Origin of the sequence: Vibrio stylophorae, from assembly GCF_921293875.1 — a bacterium.
Classification (GTDB): Bacteria; Pseudomonadota; Gammaproteobacteria; order Enterobacterales; family Vibrionaceae; genus Vibrio_A; species Vibrio_A stylophorae.
The window spans coordinates 2,121,148-2,142,802 of record NZ_CAKLDI010000001.1; the positions used below are offsets into that span (position 1 = coordinate 2,121,148).

At 50.9% G+C, this 21,655-nt stretch carries 21 protein-coding genes; all 21 read right to left on the minus strand.

All coding sequences use genetic code 11. From position 1 onward, the window contains the following. Positions 1 to 15: 15 nt before the first annotated feature. The 21 genes from L9P36_RS09795 to fliF all read right to left on the minus strand — a co-directional run bounded on the left by L9P36_RS09795 (position 16) and on the right by fliF (position 21,653). Complete coding sequence (locus tag L9P36_RS09795) at positions 16 to 2,235, minus strand: chemotaxis protein CheA (RefSeq protein WP_237466496.1); 2,220 nt, start codon at positions 2,233 to 2,235, stop codon at positions 16 to 18. Between the two features lie 9 nt (positions 2,236 to 2,244). Continuing rightward, the gene (locus tag L9P36_RS09800; RefSeq protein ID WP_237466497.1) at positions 2,245 to 2,958 is read right to left on the minus strand and encodes a protein phosphatase CheZ; all 714 of its coding nucleotides are present in this window, start codon (positions 2,956 to 2,958) and stop codon (positions 2,245 to 2,247) included. A 37-nt stretch (positions 2,959 to 2,995) separates the two neighbouring features. After that, complete coding sequence (gene cheY, locus L9P36_RS09805; RefSeq protein WP_237466498.1) at positions 2,996 to 3,364, minus strand: chemotaxis response regulator CheY; 369 nt, start codon at positions 3,362 to 3,364, stop codon at positions 2,996 to 2,998. A 42-nt stretch (positions 3,365 to 3,406) separates the two neighbouring features. Continuing rightward, positions 3,407 to 4,138 (minus strand): RNA polymerase sigma factor FliA, encoded by a 732-nt coding sequence (locus L9P36_RS09810; protein ID WP_435532740.1) that lies wholly within the window; start codon positions 4,136 to 4,138, stop codon positions 3,407 to 3,409. Beyond that, entirely contained in the window at positions 4,131 to 5,024 is an 894-nt protein-coding gene (locus tag L9P36_RS09815) for a MinD/ParA family protein (RefSeq protein ID WP_290368690.1), read from the minus strand. The genes L9P36_RS09810 and L9P36_RS09815 overlap by 8 nt, the downstream gene beginning before the upstream one ends. Continuing rightward, entirely contained in the window at positions 5,017 to 6,489 is a 1,473-nt protein-coding gene (flhF, locus tag L9P36_RS09820) for a flagellar biosynthesis GTPase FlhF (protein ID WP_494338356.1), read from the minus strand. The genes L9P36_RS09815 and flhF overlap by 8 nt, the downstream gene beginning before the upstream one ends. 69 nt (positions 6,490 to 6,558) lie before the next feature. Beyond that, a complete protein-coding gene (flhA, locus tag L9P36_RS09825) occupies positions 6,559 to 8,655 on the minus strand; it encodes a flagellar biosynthesis protein FlhA (protein ID WP_237466500.1) in 2,097 nt (698 codons plus the stop codon). Positions 8,656 to 8,799: 144 nt separating this feature from the next. Next, on the minus strand, positions 8,800 to 9,930 hold the full coding sequence (flhB, locus tag L9P36_RS09830; RefSeq protein WP_237466501.1) for a flagellar biosynthesis protein FlhB: 1,131 nt from the start codon (positions 9,928 to 9,930) through the stop codon (positions 8,800 to 8,802). A gap of 17 nt (positions 9,931 to 9,947) precedes the next feature. Then, positions 9,948 to 10,727 carry a flagellar biosynthetic protein FliR gene (gene fliR, locus L9P36_RS09835; protein ID WP_237466502.1) on the minus strand — a complete coding sequence of 260 codons (780 nt, stop codon included), beginning with the start codon at positions 10,725 to 10,727 and terminating at the stop codon, positions 9,948 to 9,950. An 8-nt stretch (positions 10,728 to 10,735) separates the two neighbouring features. Continuing rightward, positions 10,736 to 11,005 (minus strand): flagellar biosynthesis protein FliQ, encoded by a 270-nt coding sequence (gene fliQ, locus L9P36_RS09840; protein WP_237466503.1) that lies wholly within the window; start codon positions 11,003 to 11,005, stop codon positions 10,736 to 10,738. Further along, positions 11,002 to 11,823 carry a flagellar type III secretion system pore protein FliP gene (fliP, locus tag L9P36_RS09845; protein WP_237466504.1) on the minus strand — a complete coding sequence of 274 codons (822 nt, stop codon included), beginning with the start codon at positions 11,821 to 11,823 and terminating at the stop codon, positions 11,002 to 11,004. The genes fliQ and fliP overlap by 4 nt, the downstream gene beginning before the upstream one ends. Next, positions 11,820 to 12,272, minus strand: coding sequence for a flagellar biosynthetic protein FliO (fliO, locus tag L9P36_RS09850; RefSeq protein ID WP_237466505.1), 453 nt, complete (start codon positions 12,270 to 12,272; stop codon positions 11,820 to 11,822). The genes fliP and fliO overlap by 4 nt, the downstream gene beginning before the upstream one ends. 10 nt (positions 12,273 to 12,282) lie before the next feature. Further along, the gene (gene fliN / locus L9P36_RS09855) at positions 12,283 to 12,693 is read right to left on the minus strand and encodes a flagellar motor switch protein FliN (protein ID WP_237466506.1); all 411 of its coding nucleotides are present in this window, start codon (positions 12,691 to 12,693) and stop codon (positions 12,283 to 12,285) included. A gap of 14 nt (positions 12,694 to 12,707) precedes the next feature. Continuing rightward, positions 12,708 to 13,754, minus strand: coding sequence for a flagellar motor switch protein FliM (gene fliM / locus L9P36_RS09860; RefSeq protein WP_237466507.1), 1,047 nt, complete (start codon positions 13,752 to 13,754; stop codon positions 12,708 to 12,710). Positions 13,755 to 13,765: 11 nt separating this feature from the next. Next, positions 13,766 to 14,239, minus strand: a complete 474-nt coding sequence (gene fliL, locus L9P36_RS09865) for a flagellar basal body-associated protein FliL (protein WP_237466508.1) — start codon at positions 14,237 to 14,239, stop codon at positions 13,766 to 13,768. Positions 14,240 to 14,259: 20 nt separating this feature from the next. Next, positions 14,260 to 15,942, minus strand: coding sequence for a flagellar hook-length control protein FliK (locus tag L9P36_RS09870; protein WP_237466509.1), 1,683 nt, complete (start codon positions 15,940 to 15,942; stop codon positions 14,260 to 14,262). Positions 15,943 to 16,183: 241 nt separating this feature from the next. Then, complete coding sequence (gene fliJ, locus L9P36_RS09875) at positions 16,184 to 16,633, minus strand: flagellar export protein FliJ (protein ID WP_237466510.1); 450 nt, start codon at positions 16,631 to 16,633, stop codon at positions 16,184 to 16,186. A 12-nt stretch (positions 16,634 to 16,645) separates the two neighbouring features. After that, positions 16,646 to 17,965 (minus strand): flagellar protein export ATPase FliI, encoded by a 1,320-nt coding sequence (gene fliI, locus L9P36_RS09880; RefSeq protein ID WP_237466511.1) that lies wholly within the window; start codon positions 17,963 to 17,965, stop codon positions 16,646 to 16,648. Next, a complete protein-coding gene (locus tag L9P36_RS09885) occupies positions 17,952 to 18,854 on the minus strand; it encodes a flagellar assembly protein FliH (protein ID WP_237466512.1) in 903 nt (300 codons plus the stop codon). The genes fliI and L9P36_RS09885 overlap by 14 nt, the downstream gene beginning before the upstream one ends. A gap of 20 nt (positions 18,855 to 18,874) precedes the next feature. Then, positions 18,875 to 19,921, minus strand: a complete 1,047-nt coding sequence (gene fliG / locus L9P36_RS09890; protein ID WP_237466513.1) for a flagellar motor switch protein FliG — start codon at positions 19,919 to 19,921, stop codon at positions 18,875 to 18,877. Beyond that, a complete protein-coding gene (gene fliF / locus L9P36_RS09895; protein ID WP_237466514.1) occupies positions 19,902 to 21,653 on the minus strand; it encodes a flagellar basal-body MS-ring/collar protein FliF in 1,752 nt (583 codons plus the stop codon). The genes fliG and fliF overlap by 20 nt, the downstream gene beginning before the upstream one ends. Positions 21,654 to 21,655 lie beyond the last annotated feature (2 nt).

Consider the following 21,655-nt stretch of genomic DNA (forward strand, 5'->3'; position numbering starts at 1 on the left):
TTTGACTCCTATTTTTTAGTGGGCGTAGCGCTTCAACAAGCTAGGAACGTCCAAAATCAAAGCGATATGACCATCACTAGTGATGGTCGCCCCAGCCATACCTGGGGTTCCTTGGAGCAGGTTATCCAGTGGCTTAATCACCACCTCTTCCTGACCGATCAAGGAATCGACCACAAAGCCGATACGTTGGTGACCGATTTGCACAATCACCACATGCCCTTGATCGCGGCTATGTTGACAACCTGATCTATCCAACCAATCTTGTAGATAGAACAGTGGAATCGCCTTATCTCGCACAATAATGGTCAGTTGACCATCCACAGTGTTGGTTTTGGTTAAATCCAAATGGAAAATTTCGTTCACACTGGCCAAAGGCAGCGCAAATGGCTGTTGACCAATACCCACCATCAGCGTTGGCAAAATCGCCAAAGTCAGTGGCACTTTAATCGCAATAACGGTACCGCGACCTAAACCTGAATCGATATTGATGGTGCCGTTCAACTGGCTAATGCCGGTTTTCACCACATCCATGCCAACGCCACGACCTGAGATATCTGAGATCTCTTTTTTAGTCGAAAAGCCCGGTGCAAAGATGAGATTGTAGGCTTCAGTGTCGCTTAAACGCGCCGCTGCATCGCTATCCATCAAGCCACGCTCAATCGCAATTGAGCGCAATTTATCTGGGTCCATACCGCCGCCATCATCAGAAATGGTCAGCAAGATGTGATCGCCTTCTTGTGACGCTGCAAGGGTCACCGTACCTTTACGTGGTTTACCAGCTTTCTCACGGACATCTGGCATCTCGATGCCATGGTCAACGGAGTTGCGCACCAAGTGGACCAAAGGATCGGCCAAGGCCTCAACCAGGTTTTTATCCAAGTCGGTTTCTTCGCCGCGCAGTTCAAGACTGATCTCTTTATTCAAGCTACGCGCCAAATCACGAACCACGCGAGGGAAGCGGCCAAACACTTTTTTGATTGGCTGCATGCGGGTTTTCATCACCGCGCCTTGCAGATCAGCGGTCACCACATCTAGGTTGGCAACAGCTTTCGACATCTCTTCATCGTTGCTGTTCAGACCAAGGCTCACCAAGCGGTTGCGCACCAACACCAGCTCACCCACCATATTCATAATGGTATCGAGGGTTTGGGTATCCACACGCACAGTGGCTTCTGCTTGCGGTTTGGCTTTATCCGCTGCTTTTGCCGCAGGCGCTGCGGATGCAGCTGGTGCAGGCGTTGACGCAGGGACTGATTTCGCCGCTTCAATTTTCTCAACCACAGCTTGCGCCGCAGCAAGGTTGGCAGAGGCCGGTTTGGTTGCTGCTTCTAACTCTTCTGCACTTGGGCCTTTACCCGCACCATGCAGTTCGTCCAGCAGCTTTTCAAACTCAGCATCGGTCATGATATCGCTATCGCCGCTGGCTGCGGGTGCTGCGGGTGCGACTGGCGCAGGTTCGCTGTGACCTGATGGGCCATTACCGGCACCATGCAGCTCATCAAGCAAACGTTCGAACTCATCATCAGTAATGTCACCGCTTTCGCTGATCACCGATGCTGCCGGCGCTGCAGGTGCAGCTGGCGCAGGTTCGCTATGAGCCGATGGGCCTTTACCGGCGCCATGGAGCTCATCCAATAGCTTTTCAAATTCGTCGTCAGTGATGTCATCGACAGACTGGCCTGAAGTGATCTCTGCATGCGGCGCTGCTGAAGCGGCTGGCGCTTCAACATGAGTTTCAACGCTCGTTTCAACAACAGGCGCTGGCGCTTCGATGACAGGCTCAGGCTCGACAACAGGGGCTGGCGCACCGCCTCCCAACGCAGCTTCCGCTTGCTCTTGGGTCAGGCTGGCATCACTTAATTTGTGTAGCGCTTCTAGCAATTCAGCTGGCGCTGGCGACAGGGGTTCGCGCTGCTGCACCAATTCAAACATTGCATTGATGGTGTCTAGCGCTTGCAGAATCACATCCATCAAGGTGGTTGTAACGCGGCGTTTGTCATTGCGCAGCAAGTCAAAGACGTTTTCTGCACCGTGACAAGCATCCACGAGCTCACCCAAGGAAAGAAAGCCTGCACCACCTTTTACGGTGTGGAAACCACGGAAAATTGCGTTTAGTAAATCGCGATCATCTGGACTTTGTTCAAGTTCCACCAGCTGCTCAGAAAGTTGCTCTAAGATTTCACCGGCTTCAATTAAAAAGTCCTGAAGAATATCTTCATCCACTTCGAAACTCATACTATTCCCCTAGAACCCGAGACTTGATAGCAAGTCGTCGACATCATCCTGGCCATTGACCACATCCTGACGTTGATCCGGATGGATAATGGGCCCTTCTGCTTGCGCTGAGTCCACAGTGGGTTGCTCAACCTGCTCAGGCTCAATACCAAAGGCTTTTAAAATCTCAACCAGCTGCTCTTCAACTTCATGAACCAAAACGATCACGCGGCGAATGGTTTGCCCCGTGAGATCCTGAAAGTCCTGTGCCATCAAAATTTCAGTCAGTTGATGTTTCACTTCCCCGCTATCGCCCTCAATGTGCGTCAGCAGGTCTTCAACTTCGTGACATAGATTTTTAAATTCAGCTAGTTTTAAGTCGCCGCGCATCAGCTGATTCCAGCTAGGACGCACCTGACCAATGTGTTCCCCAAGTTGCTCTGCCATAGGAAGGCAGCGCTCAACGGCATCCATGGTACGGTTTGCCGCTTCTTCTGTTTTATCGATCACATAGGTCAAACGATCCCGAGCGTCTGGAATTTCATAGGTCGCCAAAGCGCCTAGTCTCGGATCAATTCGAAATTCAGCTAAAGAGTCATGAAGCTGACGCGTGATGCGCCCAACTTCGTGATAAATCGGCAGCGTACTTGCTTCAATAATTTCTCCAATCAATTGATTGGCTTGGCCCTGTTCACCCTGTTCTAACAAGGTAACTAGCTGTTGGGCCTGCTCGAGCGTTATCATTCGTTTTTCCTTCTTTCGCTCGTGACATCAACAGCGGTTACATACGCTCAAAAATTTTATCGAGCTTCTCTTTCAAGGTGGCTGCTGTAAATGGTTTCACGATATACCCGTTCACCCCGGCTTGCGCCGCTTCAATGATCTGTTCGCGTTTTGCTTCCGCGGTGATCATCAAGACAGGGAGATGTTTGAGGCTATCGTCAGCGCGAATATGACGCAGCAGGTCGATGCCCTGCATGCCTGGCATATTCCAGTCGGTAACGACAAAATCAAATCCACCCTTGTTGAGCATAGGTAACGCTGTCAGGCCATCATCCGCTTCATGGGTGTTGTTAAAACCCAAGTCACGAAGAAGGTTTTTGACGATACGACGCATTGTTGAGAAATCATCAACAATCAGGATTTTCATATTTTTATTCAAAGTTGCCTCCACTGAGGTCTCGTTATTGCTTTAGTATTCATCGTCGCGCCAAGCCGATAGCTTGGCTCGTAGGCGTTGCATAGCTTGACTGTGAATCTGGCTTACACGAGATTCACTCACACCAAGCACAGCACCAATCTCTTTTAAGTTCAGTTCTTCGTCGTAGTACAGCGATAGAACCAAAGCTTCTCGCTCAGGTAGGGTCTTAATTGACTCGATCAAAGCCAATCGAAAACTCTCCTCAGCAACCCCGGCAAAGGGAATGTTCTCTTCTGACTGATCTTCATGATGGATGGCATCTTCCGATACCCCCAGATCTTCAATCCCCAACAGACGACCACAACTGACGTCGTTGAGCATTTGGTGATATTGACTCACCGAAACTTCTAGATGTGCTGCAATTTCCACATCCGTTGGATCGCGGCCCAATTCATGCTCAAGCAGATTGATGGCCTGGCTGATCGCACGGCTATTGCGATGCACAGAACGCGGCACCCAATCGCCGCGACGAATTTCATCAAGCATGGCACCGCGAATACGAATGCCTGCAAATGTTTCAAAACTTGCGCCTTTGGTGGCGTCATAGTTTTGCTGCGCTTCAATCAAGCCAATCATCCCGGCTTGAATCAGGTCTTCGAGCAAAACGTTTGGTGGTAAGCGGCCAATTAAATGATGGGCAATTCGTTTCACCAAATCACGATGGCGCTCAATAAACGCATGCGGACTCTCCTTGACCTGATGATAGGTTGCCATTTTATTCACTCAGCCGCTCCCCCATCATCTCACTTTGTGGTCGCATCAATAGTTTCTCAACGAAAAACTCAAGATGCCCACTTGGATTCGACGGTACTGGCCAGGTGGCCGCTTTGGTCGCCAAGGAGTTCAAAGCCAAGGCGGCAGGTGAACGCGGCGCGGCGTCAACCACCAATTTTTGGCGCTTCACCGATTGGCGCACATTGTCGTCCAATGGAATACAAGCCACCAACTCTAGATTGGCGGTCAAGAAGCGCTCAGTTACGCGAGTGAGCTTAGTAAATAGCTCACGTCCTTCGCGGTAGCTACGCACCATATTGGCCACCACTTTAAAGCGCGGCACTTGATACTCACGACTCAGTATTTTTATCAAAGCGTAAGCATCGGTAATAGACGTTGGTTCATCACAAACGACCACAATCACATCTTGCGCCGCTCGTGAGAAGCTGAGCACCATATCAGAGATACCCGCCGCTGTATCGACAATCATCACATCGACATGCTCTTCAAGCGAACTAAATGCGCGGATAAGACCGGCATGTTGCGCTTCATTGAGCTCTGCCATGGAACGTGTGCCTGAGGCAGCCGGCACAATTTTGACGCCGTATGGGCCTTCAACAATGATGTCTTCCAGCTCGCAACGACCGGCAAGGACGTGCGATAGGTTCAAAGTCGAACGCAGACCCAACATCACATCGACGTTGGCCAAACCTAAGTCGGCATCAAAGACCATCACTTTTTTGCCCTGTTTGGCCATGGCAACGGCCATGTTTAGGCTGACGTTGGTTTTACCAACACCACCCTTGCCACCAGTCACAGTAATGACTTTGGTTGAGGTCGGCTGAGTTAAACGGCGGAGGCCGCTGGCTTGATCATGCATATTGGTTTCAATCATAACTGTCCGCCACCGAGTAATCTGATGGGTCATTCCCCCAGAAATGAGTCTGCTGTTCTAAATCATATTCGAGCAACTTTTCTGCTCGAGATACTAAATTCTGGCCTGTCGCAGGCTTAATATCTTCCGGTACACGCTGACCATCGGCCAAATAGGCCACAGGGAGTGCATTGCGAATGGTGACGCAAAGCAGTTCACCCAAACTCAATGACTCATCCAACTTGGTCAAAACGCAGCCCGATAATGGAATTCTGCGGAAATGATCAATGGTTTCTTGCAACACACGGCGCTGCGCGGTTGCGGGTAAAACCAAGAAGCTTTTGATCTTGGCACCACTGTTCATCATTAATGTATCTAGTTGTTCTGAAAGACGAATATCACGCTGACCCATACCTGCGGTATCCACCAGAACTAAGCGTCGATGGCGCAATTGATACAATATATCGGCCAGTTCATCCGCATCTTTAGCAACTTTTACGGTGCAACCCATGATTCGTCCATAGGTTGCCAATTGTTCGTGGGCACCAATCCGGTAAGTGTCTGTTGTCACTAGTGCCACTTCGTCAGGGCCATGCTCCATCGCTGCGCGTGCAGCCAGCTTTGCGATAGTGGTGGTTTTACCCACACCCGTTGGGCCAAGTAGCGCCACAACGCCGCCTGTTTCGATGATGCACTCATCCAAAGTAAGAATCTGATCCGACAGCATTTCCATCAGTGTCGGCCAGGCTTCATGTGGGGTCATGACTTCTGGAATATAACTTGCGAGCTGGTCAGCCAACTCTTCAGACAATCCCATACGCTGCAAGCGTTTAATCAGCAGGGCGCGAAGTGGCTCTTTGCGCTCCACCTCTTGCCACATCAAACCAGACAACTGGTGTTCGAGCAGGCTTCGAATGGAAGCCATCTCTTGGCGCATGGTGGTCAGTTCATCAGGCTGCTGCTCACGGCGACGCATTGGTGAGTCATCGTGACGTGCACGGCGCTCTTGACCACGGTTAAAGGTCTCTTGCGCTTTTTGATGACGCTGCTCTTTACTGCGCGTCAAATCATAACGGTCATCTTGCGCTTGGCGACGTGGCGCTGGCGCGCGACCGCCACCTTGCTGACGCTGCTGGCGTTCAAGCAAAGCCGCCAAAGAATCGGCTTCGGTTTCTTCATGGCGCGGGCTTGTTTGCTGCATCTGATCCAGCATCCCAGCAAAGCGGCTATTGCCATGGCTTGGTGCTGACTGTGATTGACGCATCGAGCGCTGCGACAACTGAACTTGGTCGTCGAGCAATTTACGGCGCGCAGAGCTATAACCGCGATCAAGTTGCGCTTCAGCTTGCTGCTTTTGCACCGATGGTGCAGCGGGTTCATTGTCCACTGCTGCAACAATTTCTACGCCGCCGGTCACACGCTTATTGGACATGATCACTGCATCTGGGCCGAGCTCTTCTTTCACCTCAGCCAAGGCAGTGCGCATATCTTTGGCAAAAAATCGTTTTATTTTCAAAGTGACTACCTAAGTGTTATGCCCATAAGAGCGCTCGTATCAATTGCCGACCGCGTGCACGATTCGAATCTGTTTCTCATCCGGAATCTCTTGGTAAGAGAGCACGCGAATACTAGGAATCGTGTTTTTCACAAACTTAGCGAGTGTGCTACGCAGCACCCCGGAAGTAAGCAAAATAGCTGGCTCGCCCTGCAGTTCCTGTTTCTGAGTTGCTTCCATCAAGGACTGCTGCATACGCTCTGCCAAACCCGGTTCAATACCGGTGGATTCGCCGCCTGACGCTTGCATAGTTTTATGCAATAACTGTTCCAACTCTGGCGTCAGAGTAATGACTGGCACTTCCGGCGAGATACCATTGATTTCCTGTACGATCATCCGCTTCAAGGCAATGCGCACAGCGGCTGTCAGAATGTCAGGATCTTGACTCTTTGGTGCGTATTCGGCCAAGGTTTGGACAATGGTGCGAATATCGCGAATCGGAATATGCTCATGCAGCAAGTTCTGCAAGGTCTTGACCACAGCACCCAAAGGCACCTGATCGGGAATAAAGTTCTCCACCAATTTCGGCGCACTGCGACCCAGCATCTCCATCAAGTTCTGCACCTCTTCATGGCCAAGTAATTGCGCCGCATGGTTGGTCAGCACTTGACTCATATGGGTTGCCAGCACAGTCGCGGCATCCACCACGGTGTAGCCCAAGGCCTGCGCATGCTCTTGCTGTGGTCCGCGAATCCAAACCGCTTCAAGACCAAAGGCGGGATCGCGGGTATGCTCCCCTTCTAATGGGCCGTAGACTTGGCCTGGGTTAATCGCCAGCTCTTGATCTGGGCGAATTTCAGCTTCGCCGCACGCCACCCCCATGAGCATAATGCGATAACCATTGGGCGGCAGTTCAAGGTTGTCTCGAATATGAACCGGTGGAATCAAAAAGCCAAAGTCCTGAGAAAGCTTCTTGCGCACCCCTTTGACCCGCTCAAGCAATTCACCACCTTGCTCACGGTCAACCAAGGTAATCAGGCGATAGCCCACTTCAAGGCCGATAATATCCACGGGTTGTACGTCATCCCAAGAGAGCTCTTTGGGTTTTGGCGGCTCAACAGGCTCAAGCGCCATGGCTTCTGTTTTTTCTTCTTGCTCTTTTTGCTTGCGAATTTTCCAATAAGCCGCGCCCCCTGCGAGTAGCGCAAAGAGCAAAAAGGCGAAGTGCGGCATGCCGGGGATAATCCCCATGATGAACAAAATACCCGCGGTGATGCTCAGCGCTTTCGGGCTGTCAAACATCTGACTCACCATGGCCTCGCCCATATCTTCTTCGGTATTCTGACGCGTCACCATAATGGCTGCGCCGATGGAAAGAAGGAGCGATGGGATCTGAGCAACCAGACCGTCACCAATGGTCAACAAGGTATAGATTTGCATCGCTTCGCCAAAGGGCAAACCGTATTGCGCAATACCGATACTTAAACCGCCAATGATGTTGATAAACAAAATCAAAATACCGGCGATGGCATCCCCTTTGACAAACTTCGAGGCACCATCCATAGAACCGTAGAAGTCAGCTTCTTTGGTTACTTCAAAACGACGAAGGCGCGCTTGCTCTTGGTCAATCAAACCGGCGTTTAAGTCGGCATCGATGGCCATTTGCTTACCGGGTAATGCATCCAAGGTAAAGCGAGCACTCACTTCTGAAATACGGCCTGCACCTTTGGTGACAACCATGAAGTTAATGATCATCAAGATCAAGAACACCACCATACCCACGGCATAGTTACCGCCGATCACCACGTTACCAAAGGCCTCAATCACCTGACCGGCCGCGCCATCACCCTCATGACCGCGCAGTAACACCACCCGCGTCGAGGCCACGTTCAATGCCAAGCGCAGCAAGGTTGCGACCAACAGCACCGTTGGGAAAGCAGCAAAGTCCAAGGGGCGACGGGTATAAATCGTCACCAAAAGCACCACCATGGCCAGCGCGATATTGAATGAGAACATCATATCGAGCAAAAACGGCGGCATTGGCAGCACAATCATGCCCAAGGTTGCCAGCACGATAAAAGGCGCACCGATCCCTTGAATCGAACGCAGACGCTGCAGCGGCAATTTATTTGCCAGTGTTGAGGTAAATTGTTTCATCTATGTGCAAGCACCGAAATAGGTGAAATTTGAAACGGGTTATGCCCGTCGATTACAGGGAAGGAAGCAAAAAGGATACCAAGATCAAGCCAATAAATTGACTCTGCGGTGACTGAATCACATTTCACTTACATAAACAGAAGGTTAGTAGCGCATATCTTTTGGAATATCGATCTTCTGACCATCGAATTTCGGCCTTGGCGCCCGCCCTTTTTGGAACTGTTTGAGCTGGTAGATGTAGGCTAAAACCTGCGCGACAGCGACAAACAAACCGTCAGGAATTTGCTGCTCAAGCTCCGTGGTGTGGTACAGCGCACGAGTCAGTGGCGGCGCCGGTAATATCGGAATATCGTACTGGGCGGCGATTTCACGAATCTTCATCGCATTGTGGTCAATCCCCTTGGCGATCACAATCGGCGCACTATCGACACTTTGGTCATAGCGAAGCGCCACTGAATAGTGCTCCGGGTTGGTGATCACAACATCAGCCTTAGGCACTTCAGCCATCATACGCCGCTGCGCCATTTCACGTTGCAACTGACGAATTCGCCCTTTGACTTCGGGACGACCTTCGGTCTCTTTGTATTCGTCGCGCACTTCTTGCTTGGTCATTTTCAATTGCTCATTGTGCTGACGAATTTGAAAAGGCACATCGATCGCCACCACAATCAGCAGCGAGCAGCAGATCAACAGCACAAAGTCCATCAGCATATCCAGCGCATGATAAACATTACTTGGGTAGTGTTCGCGATTAAGCAAAAAGAACTCTTCAACGCTGTCGGTGATCAGGGAATAGGCCACCCCCACCACCAAAGCCACTTTCAGAATGGATTTGAGAAGCTCTACCAGGCTTTGCTTACCAAACATCCGTTTGACCCCAGTCAGCGGGTTCATTTTGGACATTTTCGGCATTGCCGCTTCGGTGGAAAAGCTAATGCCACCTAAACCAGAGGCGCCGATAAAGCCAGCAATAAACAGCAAAATCAACACGATGGACATGGGGATCAGCAGTGAGCCCAAAGCCTGAAATAGAATATTGAGCAGCTTAGGGAAATCGAACACTTCATCGCGAGAAAGCGAAAAAAGGCGGCGCATCACCGCAGCCAATCCCTCGCCAATACTTTGACCAAACCACATCAATGCCAAAGCGCCAGCGACCATCACTGCAACGGATGCCAATTCTCTTGAGCGCGGTACTTGACCCTTCTCCCGCGCCTGCTGAAGCCTTCGGGCTGAGGCGTCTTCTGTTCTTTCTTGACCGTCGGACTCTGCCATACCTCACTCCTTGCGCGTTAAGCGCAATCAACGCCAATGAGATTACAGATTTGCTCCACCCCAAACTGCCAGTGCTGGCTGTAATGCGGATAGAGCTCAAGTAGCAAATACCAGCTGATCATCAAACCGATCAACAAGGTAAAAGCAAAGCCCAGCGAGAAAATATTCAGCTGTGGTGCCGCGCGGGTCATCACACCAAAAGAGATATTGATGGTAAGCAAGGCGATGATCCCAGCCAGCGACATGCTCAGTGCGGCCTGAAACATCCAACCAAACCATTTCGATAAATTGAGAAAATCACCGACCTGCAAAAATTGCCCCACGGGAAGTGAGGTAAAACTGTGCACCACCATTTGTAGCATCAACAGATGCCCATCAGTGACCAAAAAGAACATCACCGCCAACATCATATACAGCTGGCCCAGCACCGGGGTGTTTTGACCATTAGCGGGATCCACCATGGAGGCGAAACCCAAGCTCGATTGCATCCCGAGAATTTGACCAAGAATGACGAAGGTCTGAGTGACAAACTGGGTAATAATGCCCATGGCCACACCGATCAGCAGCTGCTGCGCGGTGATCAAAAAACCATGCAGTGAGAAGAGTTCAATATCTGGCACGATGGGCAGCGCAGGCATCACCGCAAAAGTAATAGCAAGCGCGAGAAACAGGCGAATGCGAGCGGGCACAAAACGCGCACCAAAGAAGGTCATTACCATCATCATTGCAGAGATGCGTGTCAGCGGCCAAAAATAGTTGGCCAGCCAAGTTAGCACCACATCTGCTGAATAGGACACTCGCTCACCTAATAGAGAAGATTAGGGATCTCTTCAATCAATCGAAAGAAGTATTCCATCAACATCCGCACCATCCAATGACCAAAAAACATCAAGGCCAATAAGGTCACAATCAAGCGCGGCAAAAAGCTTAAGGTTTGTTCGTTAATCGAGGTGGCCGCCTGAAATACAGCCACCACCAAACCAATCAGCAAACCGGGGATCACGATCGCCGATACCAGAATCAGCACTAAATAAAGGGCATCTCGAAAGATATCGACGAAATACTCTGGGGTCATGGCCCACCTCCGCCAAAACTTGCGGCCAGTGTCGATAGAATCAAATTCCAACCATCCACCAGCACAAACAACATCAGTTTAAATGGCAAAGAAACGATCATCGGAGACAACATCATCATACCCATGGCCATCAAAATGGAGGCCACCACCAAGTCGATAATCAAAAATGGCAAAAACAGCATAAAGCCAATTTGAAAGGCGGTTTTAAGCTCCGAGGTGACAAAGGCAGGGATCAGTACCGTCATCGGCACTTCTTCTGGATCTTTGGCAGTTGAGCCTGACATATTGACGAAGGTTTCCAGATCTTTGACCCGCGTCTGCTTGAGCATAAAGGCGCGCAGCGGTTTTTGTGCTTCTGTAAATGCCTGACGTGCCGTCATCTGCTCATTGAGATAGGGCTGAACCGCCTTGGTATTAATCTGATCGATCACCGGCGACATAATAAAGAAGGTCAAAAACAGCGAAATACCGATCACCACCTGATTCGATGGCGTTTGTTGCAAACCCAAGGCTTGACGCAAAATCGCCATCACCACCACAATACGGGTAAAAGAGGTCATCAAAATGACGATGGCCGGCAAAAAGCCGAGCATGGTCATTAAGGCCAGAATTTGTAGGGTAACCGAGTAATCCTCGGTGCCATCCGGGTTGACAGTAACCGTCATCGCCGGAATACCGCCACCACCTTGCATTGGTAGTTCTATGGTTGGCTCGGGTACTGCCAGGGTTACAGGCTCAGGCGCAGCATGGGCGGCGCTGGCAAAATAGGAACACAGTAGCAAGATGAGGGTGAGGGTCATCACGACATGGCGACTCATTGCGATGACTCCTGTGAATGGGTCGACTCAGTATCTTCAGAAACTGAGGCTGACACTTTGGTTTTCTTACCTTTTTGCCCCTGCTGTTTGAGCAAGCGGCCAAGCTGGCTGGCAAAATCCGATGAGCTTGGCTGACTGAGTGGCTGCTCCAACACGGCTAATTGATTGATTTGCTGCGCAGTGACACCGAGCAATACCTGTTGCTCGCCCACTTGTACCACCATTAAACGCTCTTTGGGGCCAATGGGAAGCTGCGCCACCACTTGTAGTTCTTGATGACGCACGGCCACACCCGGTAAACGCATTTTGCGCACCACGGCCGCCAGCACAAAAATTAGCACCAGCACAAAAAACAGCGCGCTCACCGTGCTGAATAGATCTAATTTTTCAGATTCTACTGCCCACGCGCTGGGCGAAAACAGCAGAGCAATCCATAGCAATCGCGCCATGTTTCGAATCCTATCGTAGTTTTTTGATGCGCTCTGTTTGGCTGATCACGTCGGTCAAACGAATACCAAATTTATCGTTGACCACCACCACTTCGCCGTGGGCAATCAAGGTGCCGTTGACCAAAACATCCAATGACTCACCGGCAACGCGATCAAGCTCGACCACGGAGCCCTGGTTAAGCTGCAGCAAATTACGAATATTGATTTGCGAGCGCCCCACTTCCATGGAGATGGTCACCGGAATATCGAGAATCGCATCCAATTTGCGACGCTCATCATCGCTAATTGGGCTGCTTTCATCAGAAAGCTCTTCCAGCGGAGCTTGCGCCACACTGTCATTTAAGATCGCATCTGCATCACCTTGTTCAGCAAGTGCTGCGGCCCATTCATCGGCCATTTGTTGTTGATCATCAGTTGCCATGGCATGAACCTCATTTAATCATTATCGAGCGGAATACTGTCGATAAGCTCTTCAGCGAGCCCATCATCCAAAAAGGCCAGATCGGTTTTTACCATTTCGGGCCGCTTCAATTTTTCTGTAATTTTGAGCGCAATATGATCGTTGCGCTGTCCCATCTTGGCGTGATAGGTCGGTAAATCTTCAACAAAGACGGTGATATTTTCAGGCATATCAATAGGGATAATATCGCCCGCCTGCAGTTCCATTAGATCGCGCAGTGCCAAGTCCATATCTAGCAGCTTGGCACGCAATGACACAGGCACATCCAAAATTTCATCGCGCAGCGCCATGCTCCAGCGCATGTCGGTATCCATCTTGTCACTTTGCACACCAGCATCGAGCAATTCACGAATCGGCTCGACCATGGAGTACGGCATCACCACGTGGAAATCGCCGCCGCCGCCATCGAGTTCAATATGGAAAGAACTCACCACGATCACTTCCGTGGGGCTGACAATGTTCGCCATGGTTGGGTTCACTTCAGAGTCAAGATACTCAAACTCAACCCCCATTACTGGCGACCAGGCTTCTTTGTAATCTTCAAACACCAACTTGAGTAGCATTTGAATAATGCGGCGCTCTGTTGGGGTAAATTCGCGACCTTCAATTTTGGCGTGGAATCGACCATCACCACCAAAGAAGTTCTCCACCAAAATAAACACCAAACGCGCTTCCATGGTGACCAAGGCGGTCCCCTTCAGCGGGCGAAAACGCACCATGTTTAAACTGGTGGGGACATAGAGGGTATTTTGGTATTCACCAAATTTGAGCATCTGCACGCCATTGATCGACACCTCCGCTGTTTTACGCAGCATATTAAAGAGGCTAATGCGCATATGCCGCGCGAAGCGTTCATTAATAAGCTCCAGCGTCGGCATGCGGCCACGCACAATGCGGTCTTGTGATGAAAAGTCAAAGGAGGTCGCACCATCATGTGATTCCTCAATGGTCTCTGTCTCATCAACATCATCGACCCCGTGCAGCAGGGCATCAATTTCGTCTTGGGTCAGCAGATCGCTCACAGTTTACCTTCTTATTGCATCACAAAACCGGTGAATAATACGCGCTCCACCACAGGGCGACCAGCCACTTTTTGCATCGCATCTTGGACGGCTTTGGTCGCTTTATCGCGCAGCGTCGTCAGGCCATCTGTCGCGCGAAGCTCTTCTACCGTAGCACTGGAGAAGGTCGACAAAATTTGGCTCTGAATCAATGGAATATTGTTATTCGCCACTTGGTAATTGGCATCGCCACGCACCATCAGCTGAACACTAATTTGTGCCACGCGATCGCGGTTACTACCGCTCACATTAAAGATAAATGGCTCAGGAAGATCGACATACAAAGCTGGGCCGCCAACATCAACTTGTGGCTTGGTTGTGCCTGGCGCTTGCTCTGGTGGCACATCCGCTTTATCGCCACCGCTCAAGAACATCCAACCGCCCACAGCAAGTAGCACGACCACAAGGCCAATACCGGCAAATATAATCAGCTTCTTTTTGTTCATGATTTTTCCTAGCTTATCTCTTAAACATAGTCGTCAATTCCGTCGCGACGACGGCTGACCCACATTTCGACGGCGGATTCTTGCTGCTCCATCCCATCATCTCGCCAGCGCCAGCTCGATTGCTGATGCTGACTTTGTTGTCCTTGCTGATGCTGCTGGCCCTGCTGCTGCGCAAAATGGCGAGAGCTATCTTGCTGCACTGAGCTTTGAGCCAATTGCAGACCATGCTGCTGCATCAGTTCGCGCAAACGTGGCATCGCTTGTTCCACCACATCGCGGGCTTGTGAATTGGTCACATGAAATTGCACATTGGCCTGATCTTGATTGAGCGAAAGGCGAATTTGCATCCGTCCCAACTCAGGCGGATCCAAGCGAATATCCACATGACGCAAATTTTTTGACGCCATCATCTGCACTTTATCTGCGAGCTCTTCTGCGGCTTGTTCGCGATGCAATTGCAGCGTTAAATTTGGTGTTTCACCTTTGCCTTGAACATGCAAATGTTGCGCGGCTTGGTTGTTAGAAACCCCAAGCGCGGCCGAAAGAGAGGCCAGCGTGCTATCGCTTTCTGGTTTTTTATCTTGGCTGCGCAGTGGCTGTTGACCCAATTGGCCTAGGCCGCCATTAACGCCAGCAAGTTGCGCGGCCAATTCAGGTTTCACCGCCTCAGCGCTTGGCTGCATACCTAGCACAGCCATGCCATCGGTTTTACCTGTCAGTTGCTGAGCGGCTGACTGCTGAAGTAGATTTGCACCTTGCTCAGCGCTACCTTTACTATCCACTGCCGCATCAGCGGCCGTCACACCTTGCGCACTAGCCGATTGGCCATTGAGCGCTTGCCCTGGTAAACCCGCTTGCTGTGCTAAATGACCGGCCAAAAGTTTAGCGGAAGCACCATCCAAGCTGCCATCAACTTTTCCCGCGGCCTCGCTGCTAGCTTGCGCCAGCAGTGGCGAGCCTTGCAAAGCAAATCCACCTGTATCGGCAAGCTGAAGACTCGCTAAATCATGGCCATCGGTATTCGCCTCAGCGCTGCTAGATGCGCCTTCATGCGGCAATGCTTTGCCAGTCGCTGCGCCACTTGTCGCAGCCGCTTTATCACTCAGTACCGCTTCCGATGCCGCAAGCCATGCCAGTAATTCATCACTGGCGGCTACAGCCGCTTCGGCATCATCGGTTTTGCCATCACTTGAATCGCTAGCAAGCTTGGCTAAATCCGCCTCAGACAGCGCCTTATCGGCGCCCTGATTATCGGCTTTGCCCTGCACTTTACCATCGGCTACCAGCAAAGACGCAACATCGCCTTGTGCATGTGGGGTCTGTTCGCTGGCTTGCTCAAGCGCCGCGTCATGATCGGCTGTGGTTTTCGCATGGGCTGTTTTGCCATCTGATTTTTTCAACGCCTCTGCTTTAACATCTGATGTGGCTTTCGCTTTTTCATTGGATGCACTTGCTTTGGCTGCCGCTTTGTCATTGGCAGGCGCTTGCTTTTTCTGAGCAGGCTCGCTTTGCTGCGGCTTTTTAGTCGCTTGCGACTGATGAGGCTCTTTGGCTGATGTTTTTGAACTGCGACGCTCATGAGCCGAGTGCAGTGCGTGAGAGAAACGATGATCTTCAGATGAAGGGCGCGCAGTCGAGGCCGTCGATGTGCTGCGACGACTCACTGGGGCGAACTCTTTCAGTAATACGGAAGATTGCGTCATGAAAATGGGCTCTGTTTTTGTTCAGCCAGCGTTTGAAATGCTTGCCTGTGGCATTCCCCGCATCTGCGGTGTCTGGCATGGTGACTACATAAATTGGCGATACAAAAACAATGCAAAAATCGAACCAACAATATGATTTATTTTCATTAAAACCCAATCAATCCAAAATCAAGCTCGCGATCTGGACTAAACACCAATCAATCAAACACGCCAAAGGGGCTCATCACAGACATGCCGAGGATTAGTCACGTCCTTGCATACGCCGAGCAAACTGAATGGTCGCCAGCTCATCCAACATTTTTTGCTGCTGTTTCTCTTCGCGAATTCGCTTTTCCTGCGCTTTTTTATCCAGCATCCATTGATAGGATTTTTTATCTTGCCGAGCCTGCTGCCAAGCTTGGGTTTTCTCTTCAACAGCCTGCTTAAAGTGCCACTCAGCTTGCCGCTGCTGCGAAAGGGTTTCATCCAGCTGGTTGAGGAATTTATGCAAATGACCATAGCTGCTCGCGGTCAAACCCTGTTGACCGCGCTCTGCCATTTGTCGGCTGTATTCCAAACGATACTGTTCGATTTGTGCCAGCTGCTGATAATAGTTTTCAAGTGACAGCCGCGCTTGATGCAGTGCCACTGCCGCGTTGTGTTCACGCTGCTCAGCTTGCTCTAATAATAGTTGAAGTGCGTTGGTTGACATGACGGTGCCCTATTAGCCCTGTAATGTTGCGCGCAGCATATTGACGCACATCTCGTAAGGCACCACCTCTTTCATCCCCTGCTGCAAGTATTGGTCGAGGCGAGGTTTTAACGTAAAGGCTTGGTCGATGCCCGGATCGCTGCCGGGCTTATAGGCACCAATGGAAACTAAATCTTGGTTTTTACGGCAAATAGAGAGGATTTGGCGCACCGCTTTGGCCATCAATTGATGCTCCGCATCGGTAATTTGCGGCATGACACGACTGACCGAGCGTTCAACATCAATGGCAGGATAGTGACCGGCATCTGCCATCTCACGCGACAAGACAATGTGACCATCCAAGATCGCGCGCGAAGCATCGGCAATGGGATCTTGAAGGTCATCCCCTTCCGTCAGGACGGTGAAAAATGCAGTGATAGAGCCTTGACCTTCGCCGCCATTCCCCGCACGTTCCACCAGCGCAGGCAGTTTCGCAAACACCGATGGCGGATAACCTTTGGTGGCCGGCGGCTCACCCACAGACAGCGCGATTTCACGCTGTGCCTGAGCAAAACGGGTGAGTGAGTCGAGCATCAACAATACATCGAGCCCTTGGTCACGAAAATATTCAGCAATGGTCAGCGCGGTTTGACAGCCTTTTAAACGCATCAAAGGTGATGCATCGGCAGGCGCGGCGACCACCACGGCGCGATGACGGCCATCAGGCCCTAAGATCTCTTCAATAAATTCTTTGACTTCTCGGCCACGCTCACCAATCAGCCCTACCACCACCACTTGCGCTGTAGTGCCCTGCGCCATCATGCCAAGGGTTACCGATTTACCCACACCGGAGCCGGCAAACAGACCAATACGCTGGCCTTTGCCCACCGTCAATAATCCGTTGATCGCTTTAATGCCCACATCAAGCGGGGTATCGATAGGTTTTCGTGCCAGCGGGTTTAAACGCACCCCGGTAAAATTAGCGGTTTGGTCAGTAAAAATCTCGCCCAAACCATCCAAAGGATTACCCACGCCATCAATCACCCGCCCCAATAATTCAGGACCAACTGGTAAGCCTTGCTCACCCGCAATGGGGGTCACCTTAGCGCCGGGCAATACGCCGGAAATCTGTTCGCTGGGCATCAAGTACAGTACGTCACCCGAAAAGCCCACCACTTCGGCTTCCATGCTGCCCGTCAAGGTTTCCACTTGGCATAAGCTACCAATGGGCGCGCGGCAGCCAATGGCCTCTAGAGTCAAGCCAACCACGCGAACTAAACGGCCAGAAGCCACAGCTCTTGCACCAAGACCTGTGGTTTTTAATGCTTTTAATCGCTGACTAAAGTGATTCATCTGGCTGCTCATTGACCGAATCAACATCGCTCATAGGCGCATCCTGCGCGGGCATCGGCTGATCAATGGAGGAGGCGGCTGGACTGGTTTGCACTGAAGGCGTGGGACGCCCTTGCAATTGATTGGCACCGATAAAGCGCTGCATAAGATCAGCAATGCGCTGATCCATATTGTAATCTACCGTGGAATCGCCCGCTTGCACGAGCACATCACCGCGATTGAGCGATGGATCGAGGCTCAATTGCCACTGCTTTTGCGCCAGCGTCTTGGCATCATAGGTTTGCTGCATTAAAGCCAAATCGGCTTCACTCAGCGCAATGGTGATCTGCTGCTTTTGCATCGGCAGTGAGGCGATGGCCTCTTTGACCGTTTGGTGCAAAATTTGCGGATTAGTACTGAGCTCGACACGAAATAGCTCTTTGGCCAAACTCATGGCAACAGAGACCACGCAAGCCTCAGCATCGTGATCAAAGGCCGCCAATGGCATGGCCATTTGCTCCATCACCGAGCTTAGCGCAGCCAAATGGGTTTCAATTTCCCCTTGCGCCGCCGCTAAACCTTGCGCGTGACCTTCGCTTTGCCCTTGCTCTAGACCTTGGGCATGACCCTCTTGCTGGCCCTGCTCAAAACCTTGTGCGTGACCTTGGGTGATCCCTTCTTGAAAGCCCTCTTCATAAGCGGACTGACGAATGGATTCCAAATCTTCTGCGGTCAATGGCGCTGGCGCGGGTTCATCCAGCGGCTCGTCAAAATCTTGCCACTGCGGATCGTAATTGAAGGCGGTCTCACGCGGTCCATGCTCTGACTGCTCATAGTTTGGCAACTGCCAACGCTCTAGCTCATCAGACAGTTGCTCCGAAACACGCAAATAGCCACGACGTGGATTCATGGTGTCGCCTCAATGATCAATTATAAAAATTCGTCTGCGCCGCCACTGCTTAGCATGATCTCGCCTGAGTCAGCCAAACGACGGGCAATAGATAGGATCTCTTTTTGTGCCGATTCTACATCTGCCACACGAATTGGTCCCATCGCTTCCAAGTCATCTTCCATCATTTCCGCTGCACGTTTCGACATGTTGCGCAGCATCTTCTGTTTCACTTGGTCATCAGCACCTTTCAGTGCTTTTTGTAGCAACTCTTGCGGCACTTCACGCAGCAAGGATTGGATGCCGCGATCGTCCACTTCTGAGAGATTCTCAAAGACAAACATCAAGTCTTGAATCTGAGTTGCCATATCTTCATCGTTGTCACGAATCTGATCCATGAGCAACCCTTCAACGTTATTGTCGAGGTAGTTCATGATTTCAGCCGCAGCCTTCAAGCCGCCAATTTTCGCAGCCTGTGCACCAGCTTGGCCTGCAAACTGTTTCTCCATGATTTCGTTCAGCTCGTTCAATGCCGCTGGCTGAACTTCCTCAAGGTTGGCAATACGCATCATCAGATCTAAGCGCACACGCTCAGGGAACTGAGACAAAATTTCAGCCGATTGCTCTGGATCCAAATAGGACAAGACGATGGTCTGAATCTGCGGGTGCTCATTATAGATAATGCTAGCCACTTGACGCGGATCCATCCATTTCAGTGATTCCAGACCTTTGGCACCACTGCCCATGAGGATTTGGTCGACCAAGTTATTGGCTTTGTCTTCACCCAGTGCAGCCACCAGCGCATTACGCACAAAGTCTTCGCTGCCCATACCAATGGCAGTGTATTTTTGAATATCTTCAATAAAGGCGCGATGCACTGCCGCGACCTTGTCTTGACTCAAATCACGCATGCTCGCCATGGCACCACCCACACGCTGTACCTGCTTTGGTTCAAGGTGGCGAATAATGCTAGCGGCATCTTGCTCGGTCAGCGACAGCAATAAAATGGCTGCACGCTCGGTTCCCGTTAAGCTGGAAGGGTCAAACCCTTCGGTTGTTTGTTCAACCTCAACGACTTGATTTGCCATCTTCCATCACCCAATTCTTAATTACTTGTGCGGATAGATCTGGCTCGTTAGCCACCAAGGCACGAACCGCTTTCAGTAGATCTTCATCTTTGTGCAAGTTTGGTAAATCCAATGCACTGCTTAAATCGAAATTGTCACTGCCATCAAGCTCGCTACCAATCAGGCCAATCTCTTCGCCATCCGATGTGGTTGCCAAGCCATCAGAGCCCATAGGCCCGCCTTTCTCGTTGAGATTTGGATACAGTAGTTTGCGCATTGCTGGGCGCACCAAGACCAAAATCACCACGATAATCACCAGCGCAGCGGCTAGCCAGCGAACCCAATCATTAAAGTTTTGATGTTCCCAAATCGGCGTCGCCACTGGCTCCAGATCTTCCACCGATGCAAAGGGAACAGAGACCACTTCAATACTATCGCCGCGTGCTTTTGAAAAGCCGATACTGCCTTCCAGTAGGCGACGAATTTTATCCAGTTCCGCTTGCGGAATTGGCGTGAAGGTAGTTTTACCATCGGCACCTTTAACGGCATCTTCTTTCAGTGCCACAGACACAGTTTGACGGGTCACGGTACCGGTTTGGTTACGGCGATGCTGAATGGTGGTATCCAATTCAAAGTTACGGGTCGCTTCACGATGCACCGAGCCTTCAGGTGTACGCTGACCGTCCTTCATTTGCTCGATATCTTCAGGGATCGCAGAATCAGCCGGCGGCTGGTTACTGAGCGCTCCCGGAATCCCCGCAACCACATTGCCACTGTTGTAATCTTCTAGGGTAAATTCACTGCGCGTTGACGGTGTTTTGGGGTCAAAACGTTTTTGGGTTTCTTCTACAGCGCTGAAATCCAGGGTGACATCCACCTGCGCGGTGTAATTACCCATACCCAAAATCGGAATCAAAATTGCGTCAATTTTTTCCTGCAGCGCCATCTCTTGCTTGCGCTCAAGCTCATACTCTTTACGACGGGCACTGGTCATTGGATCTTCCGTACCCGAGCTGAGCAAACGGCCATTTTGGTCTGTCACTGTCACGCGTGTCGGCTCAAGGCCAGGAACCGCAGTGGCAACCATATCGACGATGGAGTCCACCTCTTGTTGGCCCAAGGTGCCGCCACTGCGCAAGGTCAAAAAGACAGTGGCAGAGGCATCTTGATTATGACGAACAAACACGCTTTGCTGCGGCAATGCGAGCATCACCTGCGCTTTTCGCACTTGGCGAATACGCTCAATGGCACTGGCAATTTGACGCTCACGACTAAGCTTTAAACGCTCTTTTTCAAGGCGCTGAGAAACACCAAAGCCCATATCTTGCAGCAGAATATCGTCACCATCATTGGTGGGGGCATTGAGCCCTGCGCGCGCAAGATTCAGTTTCAGTTGTTCATATTGGCTGGCTTCCACACGAATGGTGTTGCCATTGAGGTCATAGGTCACCCCAGATTGATCCAGTTGGTCGAGAACGGCAATCAACTCATCTGTTTCATAGGTGCCAAGAGGACGCATCTCGGGCTCTTTAACCCAGAGAAAAAGCATCACAATTAAAGAAACGCAGATAGCGACAGCAAGCACCAAAATAACCTGGCGCAGCAGATCAAGGTTGCCAAGTGCATCTAGTCCAGATGAACTCTTCTCACCAGCGTCAAGATTTTGTTCAGTCAAACCGTCACCATCGGTGGCCGCAGGCATCGCCCCACCATCGTGTATTGCTAGGTTTGAATTAGTCGTTGCTTCAGCCACAG

Bases quoted from the DNA above. Each gene is read 5' to 3' on its own strand.
- L9P36_RS09795 (WP_237466496.1), bottom strand. From the start codon at position 2,235: ATGAGTTTCGAAGTGGATGAAGATATTCTTCAGGACTTTTTAATTGAA.
- L9P36_RS09800 (WP_237466497.1), bottom strand. From the start codon at position 2,958: ATGATAACGCTCGAGCAGGCCCAACAGCTAGTTACCTTGTTAGAACAG.
- cheY (WP_237466498.1), bottom strand. From the start codon at position 3,364: ATGAAAATCCTGATTGTTGATGATTTCTCAACAATGCGTCGTATCGTC.
- L9P36_RS09815 (WP_290368690.1), bottom strand. From the start codon at position 5,024: ATGATTGAAACCAATATGCATGATCAAGCCAGCGGCCTCCGCCGTTTA.
- flhF (WP_494338356.1), bottom strand. From the start codon at position 6,489: ATGCGCACTGCCTTGGCTGAGGTGAAAGAAGAGCTCGGCCCAGATGCA.
- flhA (WP_237466500.1), bottom strand. From the start codon at position 8,655: ATGAAACAATTTACCTCAACACTGGCAAATAAATTGCCGCTGCAGCGT.
- flhB (WP_237466501.1), bottom strand. From the start codon at position 9,930: ATGGCAGAGTCCGACGGTCAAGAAAGAACAGAAGACGCCTCAGCCCGA.
- fliQ (WP_237466503.1), bottom strand. From the start codon at position 11,005: ATGACCCCAGAGTATTTCGTCGATATCTTTCGAGATGCCCTTTATTTA.
- fliP (WP_237466504.1), bottom strand. From the start codon at position 11,823: ATGAGTCGCCATGTCGTGATGACCCTCACCCTCATCTTGCTACTGTGT.
- fliO (WP_237466505.1), bottom strand. From the start codon at position 12,272: ATGGCGCGATTGCTATGGATTGCTCTGCTGTTTTCGCCCAGCGCGTGG.
- fliN (WP_237466506.1), bottom strand. From the start codon at position 12,693: ATGGCAACTGATGATCAACAACAAATGGCCGATGAATGGGCCGCAGCA.
- fliL (WP_237466508.1), bottom strand. From the start codon at position 14,239: ATGAACAAAAAGAAGCTGATTATATTTGCCGGTATTGGCCTTGTGGTC.
- L9P36_RS09870 (WP_237466509.1), bottom strand. From the start codon at position 15,942: ATGACGCAATCTTCCGTATTACTGAAAGAGTTCGCCCCAGTGAGTCGT.
- fliJ (WP_237466510.1), bottom strand. From the start codon at position 16,633: ATGTCAACCAACGCACTTCAACTATTATTAGAGCAAGCTGAGCAGCGT.
- fliI (WP_237466511.1), bottom strand. From the start codon at position 17,965: ATGAATCACTTTAGTCAGCGATTAAAAGCATTAAAAACCACAGGTCTT.
- L9P36_RS09885 (WP_237466512.1), bottom strand. From the start codon at position 18,854: ATGAATCCACGTCGTGGCTATTTGCGTGTTTCGGAGCAACTGTCTGAT.
- fliG (WP_237466513.1), bottom strand. From the start codon at position 19,921: ATGGCAAATCAAGTCGTTGAGGTTGAACAAACAACCGAAGGGTTTGAC.